The organism is Neisseria sp. HMSC70E02 (assembly GCF_001838645.1).
In the GTDB taxonomy this organism is placed as follows: Bacteria; Pseudomonadota; Gammaproteobacteria; order Burkholderiales; family Neisseriaceae; genus Neisseria; species Neisseria macacae.
Genome location: NZ_KV838149.1, coordinates 13001 through 27406, shown reverse-complemented (window position 1 = coordinate 27406; position 14406 = coordinate 13001). Strand labels below are relative to the sequence as shown.

At 44.7% G+C, this 14406-nt stretch carries 12 protein-coding genes; 10 read left to right on the top strand and 2 right to left on the bottom strand.

Features of this window, described 5'->3' with window-relative positions; translation table 11 throughout:
* The first annotated feature begins 165 nt into the window (after positions 1–165).
* From HMPREF3277_RS13145 to guaA, 4 genes are all read left to right on the top strand, one after another.
* Positions 166–810: an LURP-one-related family protein gene (locus HMPREF3277_RS13145; protein ID WP_003764743.1), complete on the top strand. Its 645-nt coding sequence runs from the start codon at positions 166–168 to the stop codon at positions 808–810.
* A gap of 159 nt (positions 811–969) precedes the next feature.
* Positions 970–1419 carry an SsrA-binding protein SmpB gene (gene smpB, locus HMPREF3277_RS13140; RefSeq protein WP_269208434.1) on the top strand — a complete coding sequence of 150 codons (450 nt, stop codon included), beginning with the start codon at positions 970–972 and terminating at the stop codon, positions 1417–1419.
* A gap of 178 nt (positions 1420–1597) precedes the next feature.
* Positions 1598–1936, top strand: a complete 339-nt coding sequence (locus HMPREF3277_RS13135) for a hypothetical protein (protein WP_003760104.1) — start codon at positions 1598–1600, stop codon at positions 1934–1936.
* 126 nt (positions 1937–2062) lie between these two features.
* A complete protein-coding gene (guaA, locus tag HMPREF3277_RS13130) occupies positions 2063–3628 on the top strand; it encodes a glutamine-hydrolyzing GMP synthase (RefSeq protein ID WP_036491748.1) in 1566 nt (521 codons plus the stop codon).
* Between the two features lie 421 nt (positions 3629–4049).
* Here the strand turns inward: guaA and tssC are convergent, their stop codons facing one another.
* Both tssC and tssB read right to left on the bottom strand, forming a co-directional pair.
* Positions 4050–5579 carry a type VI secretion system contractile sheath large subunit gene (gene tssC, locus HMPREF3277_RS13125; RefSeq protein WP_003760102.1) on the bottom strand — a complete coding sequence of 510 codons (1530 nt, stop codon included), beginning with the start codon at positions 5577–5579 and terminating at the stop codon, positions 4050–4052.
* A 40-nt stretch (positions 5580–5619) separates the two neighbouring features.
* Positions 5620–6117: a type VI secretion system contractile sheath small subunit gene (tssB, locus tag HMPREF3277_RS13120; protein ID WP_070871372.1), complete on the bottom strand. Its 498-nt coding sequence runs from the start codon at positions 6115–6117 to the stop codon at positions 5620–5622.
* A gap of 168 nt (positions 6118–6285) precedes the next feature.
* On the opposite strand from tssB, the gene tssK reads away from it, so the two are divergent.
* The 6 genes from tssK (at position 6286) to HMPREF3277_RS13090 (ending at position 14209) form a co-directional block, all read left to right on the top strand.
* Positions 6286–7632, top strand: coding sequence for a type VI secretion system baseplate subunit TssK (gene tssK, locus HMPREF3277_RS13115; protein ID WP_003777742.1), 1347 nt, complete (start codon positions 6286–6288; stop codon positions 7630–7632).
* A 1-nt stretch (position 7633) separates the two neighbouring features.
* Positions 7634–8293, top strand: coding sequence for a DotU family type IV/VI secretion system protein (locus tag HMPREF3277_RS13110; RefSeq protein WP_070871371.1), 660 nt, complete (start codon positions 7634–7636; stop codon positions 8291–8293).
* Positions 8294–8311: 18 nt separating this feature from the next.
* A complete protein-coding gene (locus HMPREF3277_RS13105; protein WP_070871370.1) occupies positions 8312–9952 on the top strand; it encodes an OmpA family protein in 1641 nt (546 codons plus the stop codon).
* Between the two features lie 71 nt (positions 9953–10023).
* On the top strand, positions 10024–10512 hold the full coding sequence (locus HMPREF3277_RS13100) for an Hcp family type VI secretion system effector (RefSeq protein ID WP_003760091.1): 489 nt from the start codon (positions 10024–10026) through the stop codon (positions 10510–10512).
* Between the two features lie 71 nt (positions 10513–10583).
* Positions 10584–13403, top strand: coding sequence for a type VI secretion system ATPase TssH (tssH, locus tag HMPREF3277_RS13095; RefSeq protein WP_070871369.1), 2820 nt, complete (start codon positions 10584–10586; stop codon positions 13401–13403).
* Positions 13404–13990: 587 nt separating this feature from the next.
* Positions 13991–14209, top strand: a complete 219-nt coding sequence (locus HMPREF3277_RS13090; RefSeq protein WP_003760086.1) for an HP1242/YdcH family protein — start codon at positions 13991–13993, stop codon at positions 14207–14209.
* The last annotated feature ends 197 nt before the right edge of the window (positions 14210–14406 follow it).

The following is a 14406-nucleotide window of genomic DNA, read 5'->3' as shown; positions in this document are numbered from 1 at the left end:
GGGGATGTCCAACTTTTGGGGTGCAGTTCAAACCGCATAACGGCTTTCAGACGACCTTTCAATTCATCTTCTATGTATAGTGGATTAACTTTAAATCAGGACAAGGTGAGGTAACGCCGTACCGGGTTAAAGTTAATCCACTATAAAACGGCAAGGAAAAATCTGATGATTGATTATATAAAAATGTATGAAAGCATGAGTGCTTCTCATGAAACCAAAAGTCTGCGCTTTCCGCTTTATTTCAATTTCAAACTTTTATCCATTGCCAATGATTTTTTTGTCAAAGACGAAGCGGGTAACGAAATCGCTTATACGCGTCAGAAAATGTTTAAACTCAAAGAGTTGATTAATGTTTTCCCTGACCGCAATCAGGATACGCCCGTATTCACCATTCATTCGGAACAGATTATTGATTTTGGTGCGACCTATATCATCCAAGATGCTTCAGGTAAGGTTTTGGGGAAAGTGGTGCATGATGGCGTCGGGTCGCTTTGGCGTACCAGCTATCAGGTGACGGATGCGGAAGATCAGTTGCTTTTCCATATCCGTGAAAAAAATCCGTGGGTGACAGTATTGGACAAAATGGCAGGGCAGATTCCTTATTTGGGTTCGCTGACGGGTCTTTTTTTCAACCCGACTTATTTGATTACCCGACCTGACGGGACTTTGGTGTACCGCTTGAAGAAATTGAGGGCGTTATGGGAAGGGAAATTTAGCCTGCACAAAGAAGACCAAGCGAGTTTGAACGACGATATCTTGATATTGAATTCGGTGATGTTGTTTTTGTTGATGGAAAGAAATAAAGGATAAAGCCAAATGGTATTCAGGCAGGCTTGCGGATGAAATGTCGGGTATTTGATTTTGAGGACAGGGCTGCTCAAGGTTTATCACATCCATTCACATTCAAACATTTTCATTTCTAGGACGCGCTGATAAAATAGCTCGTCTGAAAAGTATAGAAGAATCAAAATAATGAGTATTGCCAATAATAAAAAAGCCTTTCACGACTTCTTTATCGAAGATCAGCTCGAAGCCGGCCTGGTATTGGAAGGTTGGGAAGTCAAAGCCATCCGCGCCGGGCGGGTGCAGCTGAAAGAAAGCTATATCTACTGGAAAAAAGACGCTTTTTATCTGGTCGGCTGCCATATTACCGCGCTGCCGACTGCCTCGACGCATGTCAAACCCGACCCCGTCCGTCCGCGCAAGCTTTTGCTCAAGCAATCCGAAATCAACAAGCTCATCGGTAAAACCGAGCGTGCGGGTTACACCATCGTCCCGTTGAACCTGCACTTCACACGAGGCAAAATCAAAATGGAAATCGGTTTGGCGAAGGGTAAAAAACAACACGACAAACGCCAAAGCCTGAAAGAAGCGGACTGGAAACGCGAAAAACAACGTTTGATGAAAAATGTGCGCTGAGGCTGATAGCAGCTTGAATTGACCGCATGACGCCGATGTTGCCGCAAACTTGTATCTGCTTTTTACACATCAAGCCCTATGTTTGCAAAAACATACCCAAGATTGCTTTCTTCAGGCTTTTCAGACGCCCTCTGCGACCCAATAATCAGGGTCGTCTGAAATTTTACGGAGTAACGCCATGTCCCGCTCTTCGCTTTTCCTGCCGCTGTTTTTGATTATCTTCGGTGCCGTTTGGTTTTTGAAAACGACGGACATCCTGCCCGCAACTTCGACCATCGTGTCCGCCGGTATGGTGCTGGCGGGGATTGCGGTTTTGGTGATGGACGGTGTCAACAAGCAGTCTATCGTTTCCGGCCCGCTGCTGGTGTATATCGGCGCGGCGGTGTATCTGCACAATCAATACTGGCTCGGATATTCGCCGCTGGTTGCTTTGGGAATGATGGTGCTGGGCTGCCTGCTGCTGCTTTCGCGCAGCGATATGGTGCCTTATAAGCAGCATAAACAGCAGGATAACTAAGCCCCCCTCCCTGCAAAGGTCGTCTGAAAATGGTATAATCCGCCGTTTTCAGACGACCTGTTTTGTTATCGGAATCCCGTTTTGAAACAGTCAGACCGTTCACTATCACTCTACAAAGTTCCCGCCATGACCCAAGACAAAATCCTCATTCTCGACTTCGGTTCGCAAGTTACCCAGCTTATCGCCCGCCGCGTGCGCGAAGCCCATGTTTATTGCGAGCTGCATTCCTTCGACATGCCTTTGGACGAAATCAAAGCCTTCAATCCGAAAGGCATCATCCTATCCGGCGGCCCCAATTCCGTTTACGAATCCGACTATCAAGCCGATACCGGCATTTTCGATTTGGGCATTCCGGTTTTGGGCATCTGCTACGGAATGCAGTTTATGGCGCACCACTTGGGCGGCGAAGTTCAGCCCGGCAACCAGCGCGAATTTGGTTACGCGCAAGTCAAAACCATCGATAGCGAATTGACCCGCGATATTTACGACGATGCGCCCAATACGCTGGACGTATGGATGAGCCACGGCGATAAAGTGTCCAAGCTGCCCAACGGCTTTGCTGTTATCGGCGATACTCCGTCATGCCCGATTGCCATGATGGAAAACGTTGAAAAACAATTCTACGGCATCCAATTCCATCCCGAAGTGACCCACACCAAACAAGGCCGCGCCCTGTTGAACCGCTTTGTCTTGGACATCTGCGGCGCGCAACCCAGCTGGACGATGCCGAACTACATCGAAGAAGCCGTTGCCAAAATCCGCGAACAGGTCGGCAGCGACGAAGTGATTTTGGGTCTGTCGGGCGGCGTGGACAGCTCAGTAGCCGCCGCGCTGATTCACCGCGCCATCGGCGACCAACTGACTTGTGTGTTCGTCGATCACGGCCTCTTGCGCCTGAACGAAGGCAAAATGGTGATGGATATGTTCGCCCGCAACTTGGGCGTGAAAGTGATTCACGTCGATGCCGAAGAGCAATTCATGGAGAAACTCGCCGGCGTTACCGATCCCGAGAAAAAACGCAAAATCATTGGCGCGGAATTTATCGAAGTATTTGATGCCGAAGAGAAAAAACTCACCAACGCCAAATGGCTGGCGCAAGGCACGATTTACCCCGACGTAATCGAATCCGCAGGCGCGAAAACCAAAAAAGCCCACGCCATCAAATCGCACCACAACGTCGGAGGCCTGCCTGAAAACATGAAACTCAAGCTGCTTGAGCCGTTGCGCGACTTGTTCAAAGACGAAGTGCGCGAACTGGGCGTCGCTTTGGGCTTGCCGCGTGAAATGGTGTACCGCCATCCGTTCCCCGGCCCCGGTTTGGGCGTGCGTATCTTGGGCGAAGTGAAAAAAGAATACGCCGATTTGCTGCGACAAGCGGACGACATTTTCATCCAAGAATTGCGCAATACTACCGACGAAAACGGCACATCTTGGTACGATTTGACCAGCCAAGCCTTCGCCGTGTTCCTGCCCGTAAAATCCGTCGGCGTAATGGGCGACGGACGCACTTACGACTACGTCGTCGCGCTGCGCGCAGTCATCACCAGCGACTTCATGACCGCACACTGGGCAGAACTGCCGTACTCGCTGCTCGGCCGCGTGTCCAACCGCATTATTAATGAAGTCAAAGGCATCAACCGCGTGGTTTACGATGTAAGCGGCAAACCGCCCGCCACGATTGAGTGGGAATAAAAGTAAAGATATAAACGCATAAAAAGGTCGTCTGAAATGGTTTCAGACGGCCTTTTGGTTTTTATAAAAGAATAATGGAACAAGGAGATGGCTGAAGTGCATTTAGACATTATAGTGGATTAACTTTAAACCAGTACGGCGTTACCTCGCCTTGCCGTACTATCTGTACTGTCTGCGGCTTCGGCGCCTTGTCCTGATTTAAATTTAATCCACTATATAAGGAGAAAACGCGATGTCGTCCTAACGAATTTCATTTGCCAAAAAATAAAGCGGTCGTTCATGTAGCAAATACAGAACGACCGCTTGAGTCCAGCATCATTTTAGATTGTCTTCGGCAGCAAACAACTAAGGGTCTGCTGTCTTAATGATTCATTGCATGAATATATGGAAGACAAATCATGCGATACCGTTATTCAAGGGTTTATTTTTTCTCTTTCGGCATTTGAGATACCAAGGACAGGTTTACATCCAAGCCTTCGATTTGGAAGTGAGGACGGGCAAACAGACGGACTTTGAAGAAGCCGGGGTTGTCTTCGATATCTTCAACCAAGACTTTGGCTTCACGCAGAGGATGCGTTGCCTGCAACTCGTCGCTTGGATCTGTCATTTCAGTAACCAATGTATTGATCCAAGTGTTCAATTCCAATTCGAGCATACGGCGGTCTTTGGTTGTACCGATGTTTTCGCGTTGGATCAGCTTGAGATAGTGAGCCAGACGGGAAAGCAGGAAAACGTAAGGCAAACGGGCATTGATGCGGCTGTTTGCCGTCGCTTCTTTGGTTTCGTAGAGCGCAGGTTTTTGCGCTGAGTTGGCCGAGAAGAAGCAAGCGTAATCGCGGTTTTTATAGAAAGACAGCGGTACGAAGCCCAAATTGGCAAATTCAAATTCGCGGGTTTCGGGAATCAGGACTTCGGTAGGGATTTTTACTTGATTGCCGGTACCCAAATCATACATATGGATAGGCAAGTCTTCAATCAGACCGCCGGCTTGTGGTCCGCGGATTTGAACGCACCAGCCGTTATTGATGAAGCTGCGAACCATGTTGGCAGCGAAGGCAAAGGATGCGTTTGCCCATAAGTAACGATCGTGTTCGGTGCCTTTAACTTGTTCTTCGTAATTGAAGCTGCGTACAGGAACTGTATCGCTACCGTAAGGCAGACGGGCAAGGAAGCGGGGCAGGGTCAGGCCGATATAGCGCGCATCATCGGTTTCGCGGAAGCTTTTCCATTTGATGTATTCGGCACGGTCCATATAGTTCGCCAAGTCCTGAATGCCGGCGACTTCTTCCATGCTTTCTTTACCGAAGAAAGATGGGCCGACAGAGCCGATGAATGGCATGTGTGCAGAAGCGGAGACGCGTGAAATATTGCGCAGCAAAGCCATGTCTTGCGGGCTGCGGTCAAATTCGTAGTTGGAGATGACTGCGCCGATCGGTTCGCCGCCCGGGGTGTCGTATTCGTTGCTATAAGTGTGGCGATACAGTCCGCTTTGGACGATTTCGGGTGCGTCTTCAAAGTCTTGAATCAAGTCTTCTTTGGAGACGTCGAGGATTTCGATTTTAACGTTGTGACGGAAGTCTGTACGGTCAACCAAGAATTTCAGACCGCGCCATGCAGATTCGATTTTTTGGAATTCTTCGTTATGGAGGATTTCATCTAATTGGCGGCTGAGTTGTTCGTCAATGCGTGCGATATGGTAGTCCAACAGGCTTTTGTCGAGGCGTTCTACTTTTTGAGATGAGTCTTGAATCATCTTTAAAAATACGCTGACCGCCGCTGCAATGCGTTCATCCGCAGAGGCTTCGGACATTTTTTCGGCGCTTTGGAACTGTTCGATGTCGATGACGGAGTCGACGGCGTTTAAGTTGATTTTTTGGCACAGCGCTTCATAAACGCTGGCTGTGTTTTCTTGTTCTATAACGGTTGTTTGGGCTTCTTGGCGTTTTTGCATATTTTAAATCCTTACGGGTGTTTTCAGACGACCTTGTGTTTTATTTGTTAACAGGTGCAATTTTTTCGAGGCGGTCGCGCAGTTCGGCAGATAGATTTTCGTCACGCAAAATGGTTTCCAGTTCGCGACGGAATGCCGAATCGTCCAGCAGGTTGGATTTCAAATCACGGAGCAGGTTGCGCATAGCCAATAAAGCGCGCAGCTCGGGAACATTTTGTGCAATTTGTTCCGGGTGGAAATCCCGCATAGATTTGAAATTCAAATTGATGTTCATCTCGCCGCTGGCAGGGGAGAGGGTGTTTTTTACAGTCAGGTTGGCTTTAGGATTGAAGTCGGACAATACGGAATCAAAGTTGTTTTTGTTGATATTGACTTTTTCTTTTTCGGCAAGATCGCGTTTGTCTTGACCATTGCTGTAATCACCGGTGACTAAAAGTTTGAGCGGAAGCTCGACTTTTTTCTGTGCGCCTCCGGTATGGAGGTCTAGTTTGATATTGATACGTGAAGGTGGAACTTCGTTTTGGAAACTTTTGCTCACGGCTAATCCTATTCTCTGTTATGTGTTGAAGGGAAAATCTTTCGTTTCAAATGAAATATAAATACTAAATTTGGATATATTTCTATCTAAATAGTATAAATGTTAGGTATACTGTTGTCTATTGCATTCAAAATTTATCTGACAAAAGGTATTTAAAAGGTATAAACAGTGAAATTTCATAAACCATTATGGGAAGAGGGTGTCTTGCTCTCTCCTCAGCACTTCCAACAACAAAACGTTTTTAATAGTTACATTTATGCAACAGTAATAAAATTGATGGGTGAATTCAGGTGGGGATGTTTTCGTTGTGAGTTCGACCAGCAGACGCTTGAATTAGGAAAAATTAAATTGAATGAGCTTCAGGCCTGCCTGCCTGACGGAACTCTAATCGACTTGCAGTCGGGCAGTGGCTCTGTTGAAGTTCGTGATATTAATAGCCTGCCTATGAGAGCAAGAAATACAGTGTTGCTGGCTCTCCCGGTTTATCAAGCGCATGTACCGAATTTGGTGGATGAAAACGGGGCTGGAAATACCCCCAGACGGTTTGTGAAAAAGTTCGAGCAAGTTGAGGATTTATTTTCCGCTGAGGAGGCAGAACTTGCCGTTGAGCAATTAAATTTACAAATTCGTTTTGATTTCGAGGATAATGACGATTACATTACATGCCCCATCGGCGTAGTGGAAAAAAACGAGAATGGGGCATTGATTTGGTCTAAAGACTACATCCCTCCATTATTGTCGATTACAGGTTCGGAAGTTTTACTTTCATGTCTGAATAGAATCACTTTGCTGGTGTTGTCCCGTATAGATAATTTATCCGCCCGCCGCCGGGCGCGTAGTGAAAATACGGTCGATTTTTCTGTGTCTGACTCGACCTTGTTCTGGTTCTTGCACGGATTAAATACGATTTATCCTGAATTGAAACATTTGAATGATTATCCGCAGCAACATCCAGAGGAGCTTTATAAGCTCTTGGTTCGTTTACTTGGTATGTTGTACACATTCAGGGTGAGTGAATCTGTGAATGAGATGGAACCATACGATCATTTTGATCTGTTTGGAACCTTCAACCGTTTGGAGTTGAAAATCCGCAGTCTGTTAGATGAAGTCATTCCATCGCCTGTCATCGAATTGTCGTTAGAACATACAAAATCTACACATTGGCGAGCTCAGATATTTGACAGCAGAATTGATGATAATGCGGAGTTTTATATCTCGGCACATTCTGATTCCGTTGTTTTTGCTGAATTGCAGAAGCAATTGCCATTGGTCAGCAAAATCGGTGCGCCTGAAGACGTGGAACGCGTTATCAATACGGCAGTAATGGGAGTGCCTTTGCAGTTGTTGAATCAAACCCCTCCTGGTTTGCCGTTCCGAATGGATAATGTTTACTTCAGATTAGACAAACGGCATGTGGCATTTTCAAGAATGATGCAATCGCAGGTATGTAGTATTTACGTTCCAACATCTATACCCAATTTACATTTAAGCTTATTTGCAGTAGTGAGTATTTAATATGAACCATAATCCATTGATTCGAAGTGAATTAAGAGATACTGCTTTGACCGTATCCGCATTATCGGCAGGTTTTAGTCCCGAGCATGCCTCAACATGGTATGAGTATGGCAAAACTTTGGTAGAGAATTTAAGAAAAAATTTAGCAAGCTCTGGTCGTAGTGCAGAGGAGATTGAAGAGATTTCTTATGCGCAGTGTGCGCTTTTGGATGAGGTTGCACTGCAGAATCTGCAAGGAAGTGATCGAGAAGTGTGGGAAATGAATCCCATGCAAGTACATTTCTTCCAATCATACAATGCAGGCGATGTATTGTGCGACAAAATTGAAAAGCTATGCAAAACAGGCAGTGCCAATTCTTTGATCGCTGAGGCATATTTGAGTGTAATCAATTTGGGCTTCAAGGGACGTTATATTTTAGATGAAATGGCTCTTCAAAATTCACAAAATAGCTTGAAAAAAATGGTTGCCGGGTTGTCTAGCAATGCGGTAACTCAAGATGGGCAAATATTCTATGTCGATCGTAAAAGCATGCCTCTTAAGAGTTTGCTGACGATTAGTCCGATATGGGTATTTATCTGTTGTTCTGTTATTGCAGTAGTAGCTTATTTTGCATTTGGATACTATCTGGATACTTTGGCTGAACAAACTCAAGCATTATAAATTTAGAGTAATTTCATAATGACTTATCAAAAGCTCTCGTCTTTCATTATTTTTATAGTAGTTGAGCTTATACTGTTTTATGTATTGGCAATATATTGGCAAGCTAGTTGGATGCTGAAAGGCGGTATTCTAGCTTTGTCAATTGTTGCTATATTTTGTGCTTGGTTAATCAGGCAGCGTAAGAACAAGGAAAATATCAGTATTGGTTCAGAAGTTTGGCAGCAAATTTCGACAGAATTAAATAATACTGGATTTACTGGGCGTTATGTTTTGCGCATGCCTGATTCTGCAGTGAAGATGTCGAATTTAGTCGAGAGGTATGATGACACAGTATATATAAATATTTTTAATCCAGAACATTTATACACTGTAGTTTGGAATCTGCTTCAGAATATAGCCCGTAAACAAATCTCACTCAGCATAGAGCTGGTGTTGTCTCCCGCCATAAATGCCGATGTATCTATGGTTATGCGGGGGTGGTTGCGCAATATATTGTTTTTGCAAAAAAAGATGGGTATATCTATACCTGTAAGTTTTGTTATTCGTGCTCCCTTTCTTTTCAAAGAGTCTTCAGATAAAAGAGAGCTATTTTTTGCCTTAAAAACTCAAGGCAGATGGAATGTATTAAATATTAATCAGTTTTTTACTGATTTTAAAGAAAGTCTGTCTATTGAGTTTTTACAACAAAATAAACAATCAAACGGCTGTCAATATATATGGCTGATCGAGGCACTCAATTGCGTCGAGGAGCAATTGTTGAATCGTACAGACGGGGGGTGGGAATATATCGATGTGCGCAGCTTAAGCGTAGTTGACGATGGAGACTGCCAAGCCAAATCAGTATGGGCAACTTATATTTCTAAGAATACACAAGGGTTAATCCATTCTTTTAATAATTATCAAGGTAATCAATTTCAATATATTCATACCGAATTGTCAGATAAATATACCGTTTATCATAAAAATCATGCTATTGATATACTTTTTAAAGTATTATCTGTTTGTGCATTAGGTTTTTTATCTGCTTCGTTTTTCTCTATGAAAAACAATAGCCGTTTAATAGAACAAATCAGTCGGCATATAGAAAATGTTCGGTCTGAGGCAAATTCAAATGAGCGGCAACAACATTTGGTATTGCTAAAGCAGGATTTGCAATTGCTTGAGAAATACCGTGATGAGGGTGTACCAGCACATTTAGGATTAGGGTTATATCATGCGGATTTATATATTCCAAAGTTAAAAGCCTTAATGCCGAAAGATCCTCCACCTCCGAAACCGATAAAACCGGAACCTGTGAAACCTGTAGTTATTACTTTAGACAGCTTGGCTTTGTTTGAAACAGGTCAGTTTGAACTAAAAAATAATGCCAATAAAGCATTGATTGGTGCATTAAAAGCAATTGAGTCACATCCTGATACACGAATTTTAGTTGAAGGACATACTGATAATGTTGGAAATCCTGTTTCTAATCAGCAATTATCAGAAAAGCGTGCTCAATCGGTCAAAGATTGGTTGGTTATCTCTTCTAATGTTCCGGAGAGTCGGTTTGAGGTTAAAGGATTGGGTGATACCAAGCCTATTGCAGATAATCAGACGGAAGAAGGTAAGGCCAAAAACCGTAGGGTTGAGATCATACTGATTCCGGCTGTAAAACAGTAAATTTAATGCAGCACAAGTTGCTTTAAGCCTCACAACTTAAGGCGTTTTCAATAAAACTAAGGAGTAAAAATATGGCAATTCCTGCTTATATGTGGTTGAAAGACGATGGCGGTTCCGTTATTAAAGGTTCTGTTGACGTCAATGGTCGCGAAGACAGCGTTGAAATCGTTGAGTTTCTGCACAATGTCCGTATTCCTACGGATGCCAATACCGGCAAACTGACAGGTACTCGCGTTCACGAACCTATCGTATTGTTCAAAGAATACGATGCTTCTTCACCATACCTGTACAAAGCAGTAACAACTGGTCAAACTTTGAAAGAAGTAGAAATCAAGTGGTACCAAATTGACGCTTCCGGTCAAGAGAAAGAGTATTTCAATACCAAACTGGACAACGTTAAAGTTGTAGCAGTAGGTCCTGTAATGCACAACATCAAAGATCCTGCTCGCGAACGTTACAATCACTTGGAACGCGTTGAATTGCGTTACGAAAAAATCACTTGGACTTATAAAGACGGAAACATCATTCATTCCGACAGCTGGAACGAAAGCCGCGCTTAATAATCCACATAAAGTGCTGCCTGATAAAGGTAGCACTTTTTTATAACACATTTTTACATCAGGGATATCAAATGTCTGCACATGATCAAGCATTATTATTACGTCGTCTGAACACGCATTGTCAGCAGGCGATGGAAGCTGCAGCCGGCTTATGTCAAACACGAGGTCATGCCGAAATTACGGTTGACCATTTATTTATCAAATTGCTCGAACTAGGGGATGGAGACGTTAATGCCTTATTGAGGCGTTACGAAATTGATTTAGAAAATATTTGGAATCCTTTGTTGAGTACGATGGACAAACTTCCACGCAATGTTCGTGGTAATCCTTCTTTGTCTAAATCATTGATTAGTTTATTGTCGGATGCATGGTTGTTGGCAAGTGACGAAGGTGCATCTGAGATCCGTTCGGCTTTCCTGTATCAGGCATTGCTGAAATCTCCTTACCGTCTGATGACGCAGGAAGCATGGCCCTTATTAAGCCTGACTGAAACACAGATAGGTCGTCTGAAAACTTGGTTGGACGAAGTTTCTATCGAAGGTAAGAATAATACATTTGCGCAGCCGGCTTCAGAAGAAGGTCAGCATACAGTTTCAGCGGAATCTAAACCCCAACAAACCGCTACAGCAGGACAAAACGATGCGCTTGCACGTTTTACCGTCAATTTGACTGAAAAAGCCGCTCAGGGCGGTATTGACCCTGTATTTGGACGCGAAACCGAAATCCGTCAAATGATGGATATTCTATCGCGTCGCCGTAAGAACAACCCTATTTTGGTTGGCGAACCGGGTGTCGGTAAAACTGCATTGGTAGAAGGTCTGGCATTGAAAATCGCTTCGGGCGAGGTACCTAAAATATTGGAAAACACCCAAGTATTGGTGTTGGACTTAGGTCTTCTGCAAGCGGGTGCAGGGGTGAAAGGCGAATTTGAACAACGCCTGCGCAATGTTATCGAGGCTGTTCAGAATTCTGAAGAACCCGTTTTATTATTCATCGACGAAGCGCATACGTTAATCGGTGCAGGAAACAGTGCAGGCGGCGCGGATGCAGCCAACCTCTTAAAACCGGCTTTGGCGCGGGGTGAATTGCGTACCATCGCAGCGACAACCTGGAGCGAATACAAACAATACTTTGAAAAAGACGCCGCGTTGGAACGCCGTTTCCAAATGGTCAAGGTTGACGAACCCGATGATGAGGCTGCGTTCACCATGCTCCGCGGTTTGAAGCAACGTTATGCCGCTTACCATAAAGTGCATATTCAGGACTCCGCCGTCATCGCAGCCGTACAACTTTCCCGAAAATATATTACCGGCCGCCAACTGCCGGACAAAGCCGTAGATTTGTTGGATACGGCAGCCGCACGCGTCCGCATGAGTTTGGATACCGTGCCTCATATTTTCGGTTTGATGGATGCCCAAATTTCTTCACTGCAGCGCGAACTGGAAGCATTGGATGCCGACAAGCAATTAGGTCGTCTGAATGCATCGCAGCAAGATAACATTCGACAAGTTGAGCAAGAGATTGCCCAGTTGAATGAAGAGCGCGAGGAAATGAACCGCCGATATCAGGAAGAAAAACAATTGGCGGATGAAATCCAATCCTTGATGGAAGCTGCCAAAAATACAGAATTGACTTCTGAAGAGCGACAAGCCGCGCAACACAGCCTAACCGAGAAACAGCAGCAGCTTGATGCCGTTGTCGCCGGCAAACCACTGATTTTCACCAGCGTTGATGAGACCGTAATTGCCGATATTATTGCCGATTGGACGGGTGTCCCCGCAGGCAGCGTTCTCAAAGACGAACTGGCAAACCTGCTGCAACTGGAAAGCCTGCTTGAGAAACGCGTGGTTGGGCAAAGTGAAGCCATTCATGCTATTGCGCAAAGTTTGAGAGCCGCTAAAGCCGGTTTGAAAACCAACGATTCCCCATTGGGCGTATTCCTGTTGAGCGGTCCGTCCGGCGTAGGTAAAACAGAAACGGCGCTGGCTTTGGCAGATGCGCTGTTCGGAGGCGAAAAATCGCTGATTACCATCAACCTGTCCGAATACCGCGAAGCGCATACCGTTTCCCAACTCAAAGGTTCGCCTCCGGGTTATGTCGGTTATGGAGAAGGCGGCGTTTTGACCGAAGCAGTACGTCAAAAACCTTACAGCGTCGTATTATTGGACGAAGTTGAGAAAGCCCATAAAGACATTCTCAACCTCTTCTACCAAGTTTTCGACAAAGGCATGATGCGTGACGGCGAAGGTCGGGAAATCGATTTCAAAAATACCGTTATCCTGATGACGTCAAATTTGGGTGCGAACGAATTGACCCAATTGCTGCAACCGCAAGAGCCTGAAGAAACCGAAGAAGCTGTTGCAGAAGAAGGTAAAGAGCAAAACACGCAAGAGCAGATTGTGGACACTGAAGTCGAACTTTCTGCACAAATGCCGGATGGCTCGTCTGAAAACGCCTGCGTTTCAGACGACCCTGTTGAAACCGATGAAACGCCTGAATTTAGTCTGGAAGAGTTGGCAGAAGCGATTCGTCCGATACTGACAGACCATTTCCAAGCCGCTCTGTTGGCGCGTATGCAGGTTGTTCCTTATCGTCCGTTGGAAAAAGAGGCATTGGCTCAAATCGTCAGACTGAAGCTGGACAAAATTGCTGACCGACTGTACGAAGCCCATCAAACACGCCTCAGTTACAGCGAAGATTTTGCAGCGCTTCTGGCTGATTCTTGCACTACCGGCGACAGCGGCGCACGCAATATCGACCATTTGCTCAACCGCCAAGTCATGCCTGCCATCGCGCAAAGCTTTTTGCAATGGCAGCAAACCGCAGGGCATATGCCTGAACATGCAAAATTGGAGTTGGGCGAAGATGGTATAGACGTTTTATTTGAATAATGGGAAGAGAATAGGTCGTCTGAAATCATTATGTTGTTCAGACGATCTTCATTAATCTTTCACTTTATTGATAACGCATCTCAATAGCCATTAGAAAGGTCGTCTGAAAAAAAGCTTTTCTTAGTTCAGACGACTTTTTATAGCTAACGTATTATTGAAACCCATTATATAGTGGATTAACTTTAAATCAGGACAAGACGACGAAGCCGTAGACAGTACAGATAGTACGGAACCGATTCACTTGGTGCTTCAGCACCTTAGAGAATCGTTCTCTTTGAGCTAAGGCGAGGCAACGCCGTCCTGGTTTAAAGTTAATCCACTATATTTGGATTGCGGCTTAATCGGGTTTTATGCAGTGTATTGATAAATATTGAGAAAATAATGTCTTGTTACTTTCTTTATATTGTGTCAAAACACGGATATTTAAAAGCTGTTCTACGAACGAATGGGTTTGATATCGCTCAGACTCAGCCTGATAAAAAAGGCTGAATAAAAGCGATAGCTTTGTTATAATGAAACTATAGAGATTTCCATCAGTTTCTTGGCATTGCGCCGTTTTATCCATATCAACGAAAGAGGAAAACAAAATGTTTCCAGAATATCGCGATTTAATTTCAAAATTAAAACAAGAAGATGCGCATTTTGCACGATTGTTTGATGAGCATAACGAGCTGGATGACAAAATTACCGGTTTGGTAAACAACCCTGTTACCAGCGGCTCTGAAGAAATCGAAGAGTTGAAAAAAGCTAAATTGAAACTGAAAGACGAGTTGTACGCTCTTCTGCAAAAAGCAGCAGGCAAATAATTCGAGTTTCTCAGGTCGTCTGAAACCGATATCGGGATTTCAGACGACCTTTTTGTTTGCGGATGAAACGTAGGACGGGATAAGGCAAGGGAAGTACAGACAATAAACAGGTGCTGGTTTATTGCATGAATACAAAGTAAAGGTCGTCTGAAAACGCTTGCACGTATAGTGGATTAACTTTAAACCAGTACGGCGTT

Bases quoted from the DNA above. Each gene is read 5' to 3' on its own strand.
- HMPREF3277_RS13110 (WP_070871371.1), top strand. From the start codon at position 7,634: ATGAACCATAATCCATTGATTCGAAGTGAATTAAGAGATACTGCTTTG.
- HMPREF3277_RS13090 (WP_003760086.1), top strand. From the start codon at position 13,991: ATGTTTCCAGAATATCGCGATTTAATTTCAAAATTAAAACAAGAAGAT.
- HMPREF3277_RS13100 (WP_003760091.1), top strand. From the start codon at position 10,024: ATGGCAATTCCTGCTTATATGTGGTTGAAAGACGATGGCGGTTCCGTT.
- HMPREF3277_RS13105 (WP_070871370.1), top strand. From the start codon at position 8,312: ATGACTTATCAAAAGCTCTCGTCTTTCATTATTTTTATAGTAGTTGAG.
- tssC (WP_003760102.1), bottom strand. From the start codon at position 5,579: ATGCAAAAACGCCAAGAAGCCCAAACAACCGTTATAGAACAAGAAAAC.
- guaA (WP_036491748.1), top strand. From the start codon at position 2,063: ATGACCCAAGACAAAATCCTCATTCTCGACTTCGGTTCGCAAGTTACC.
- HMPREF3277_RS13145 (WP_003764743.1), top strand. From the start codon at position 166: ATGATTGATTATATAAAAATGTATGAAAGCATGAGTGCTTCTCATGAA.
- HMPREF3277_RS13135 (WP_003760104.1), top strand. From the start codon at position 1,598: ATGTCCCGCTCTTCGCTTTTCCTGCCGCTGTTTTTGATTATCTTCGGT.
- tssH (WP_070871369.1), top strand. From the start codon at position 10,584: ATGTCTGCACATGATCAAGCATTATTATTACGTCGTCTGAACACGCAT.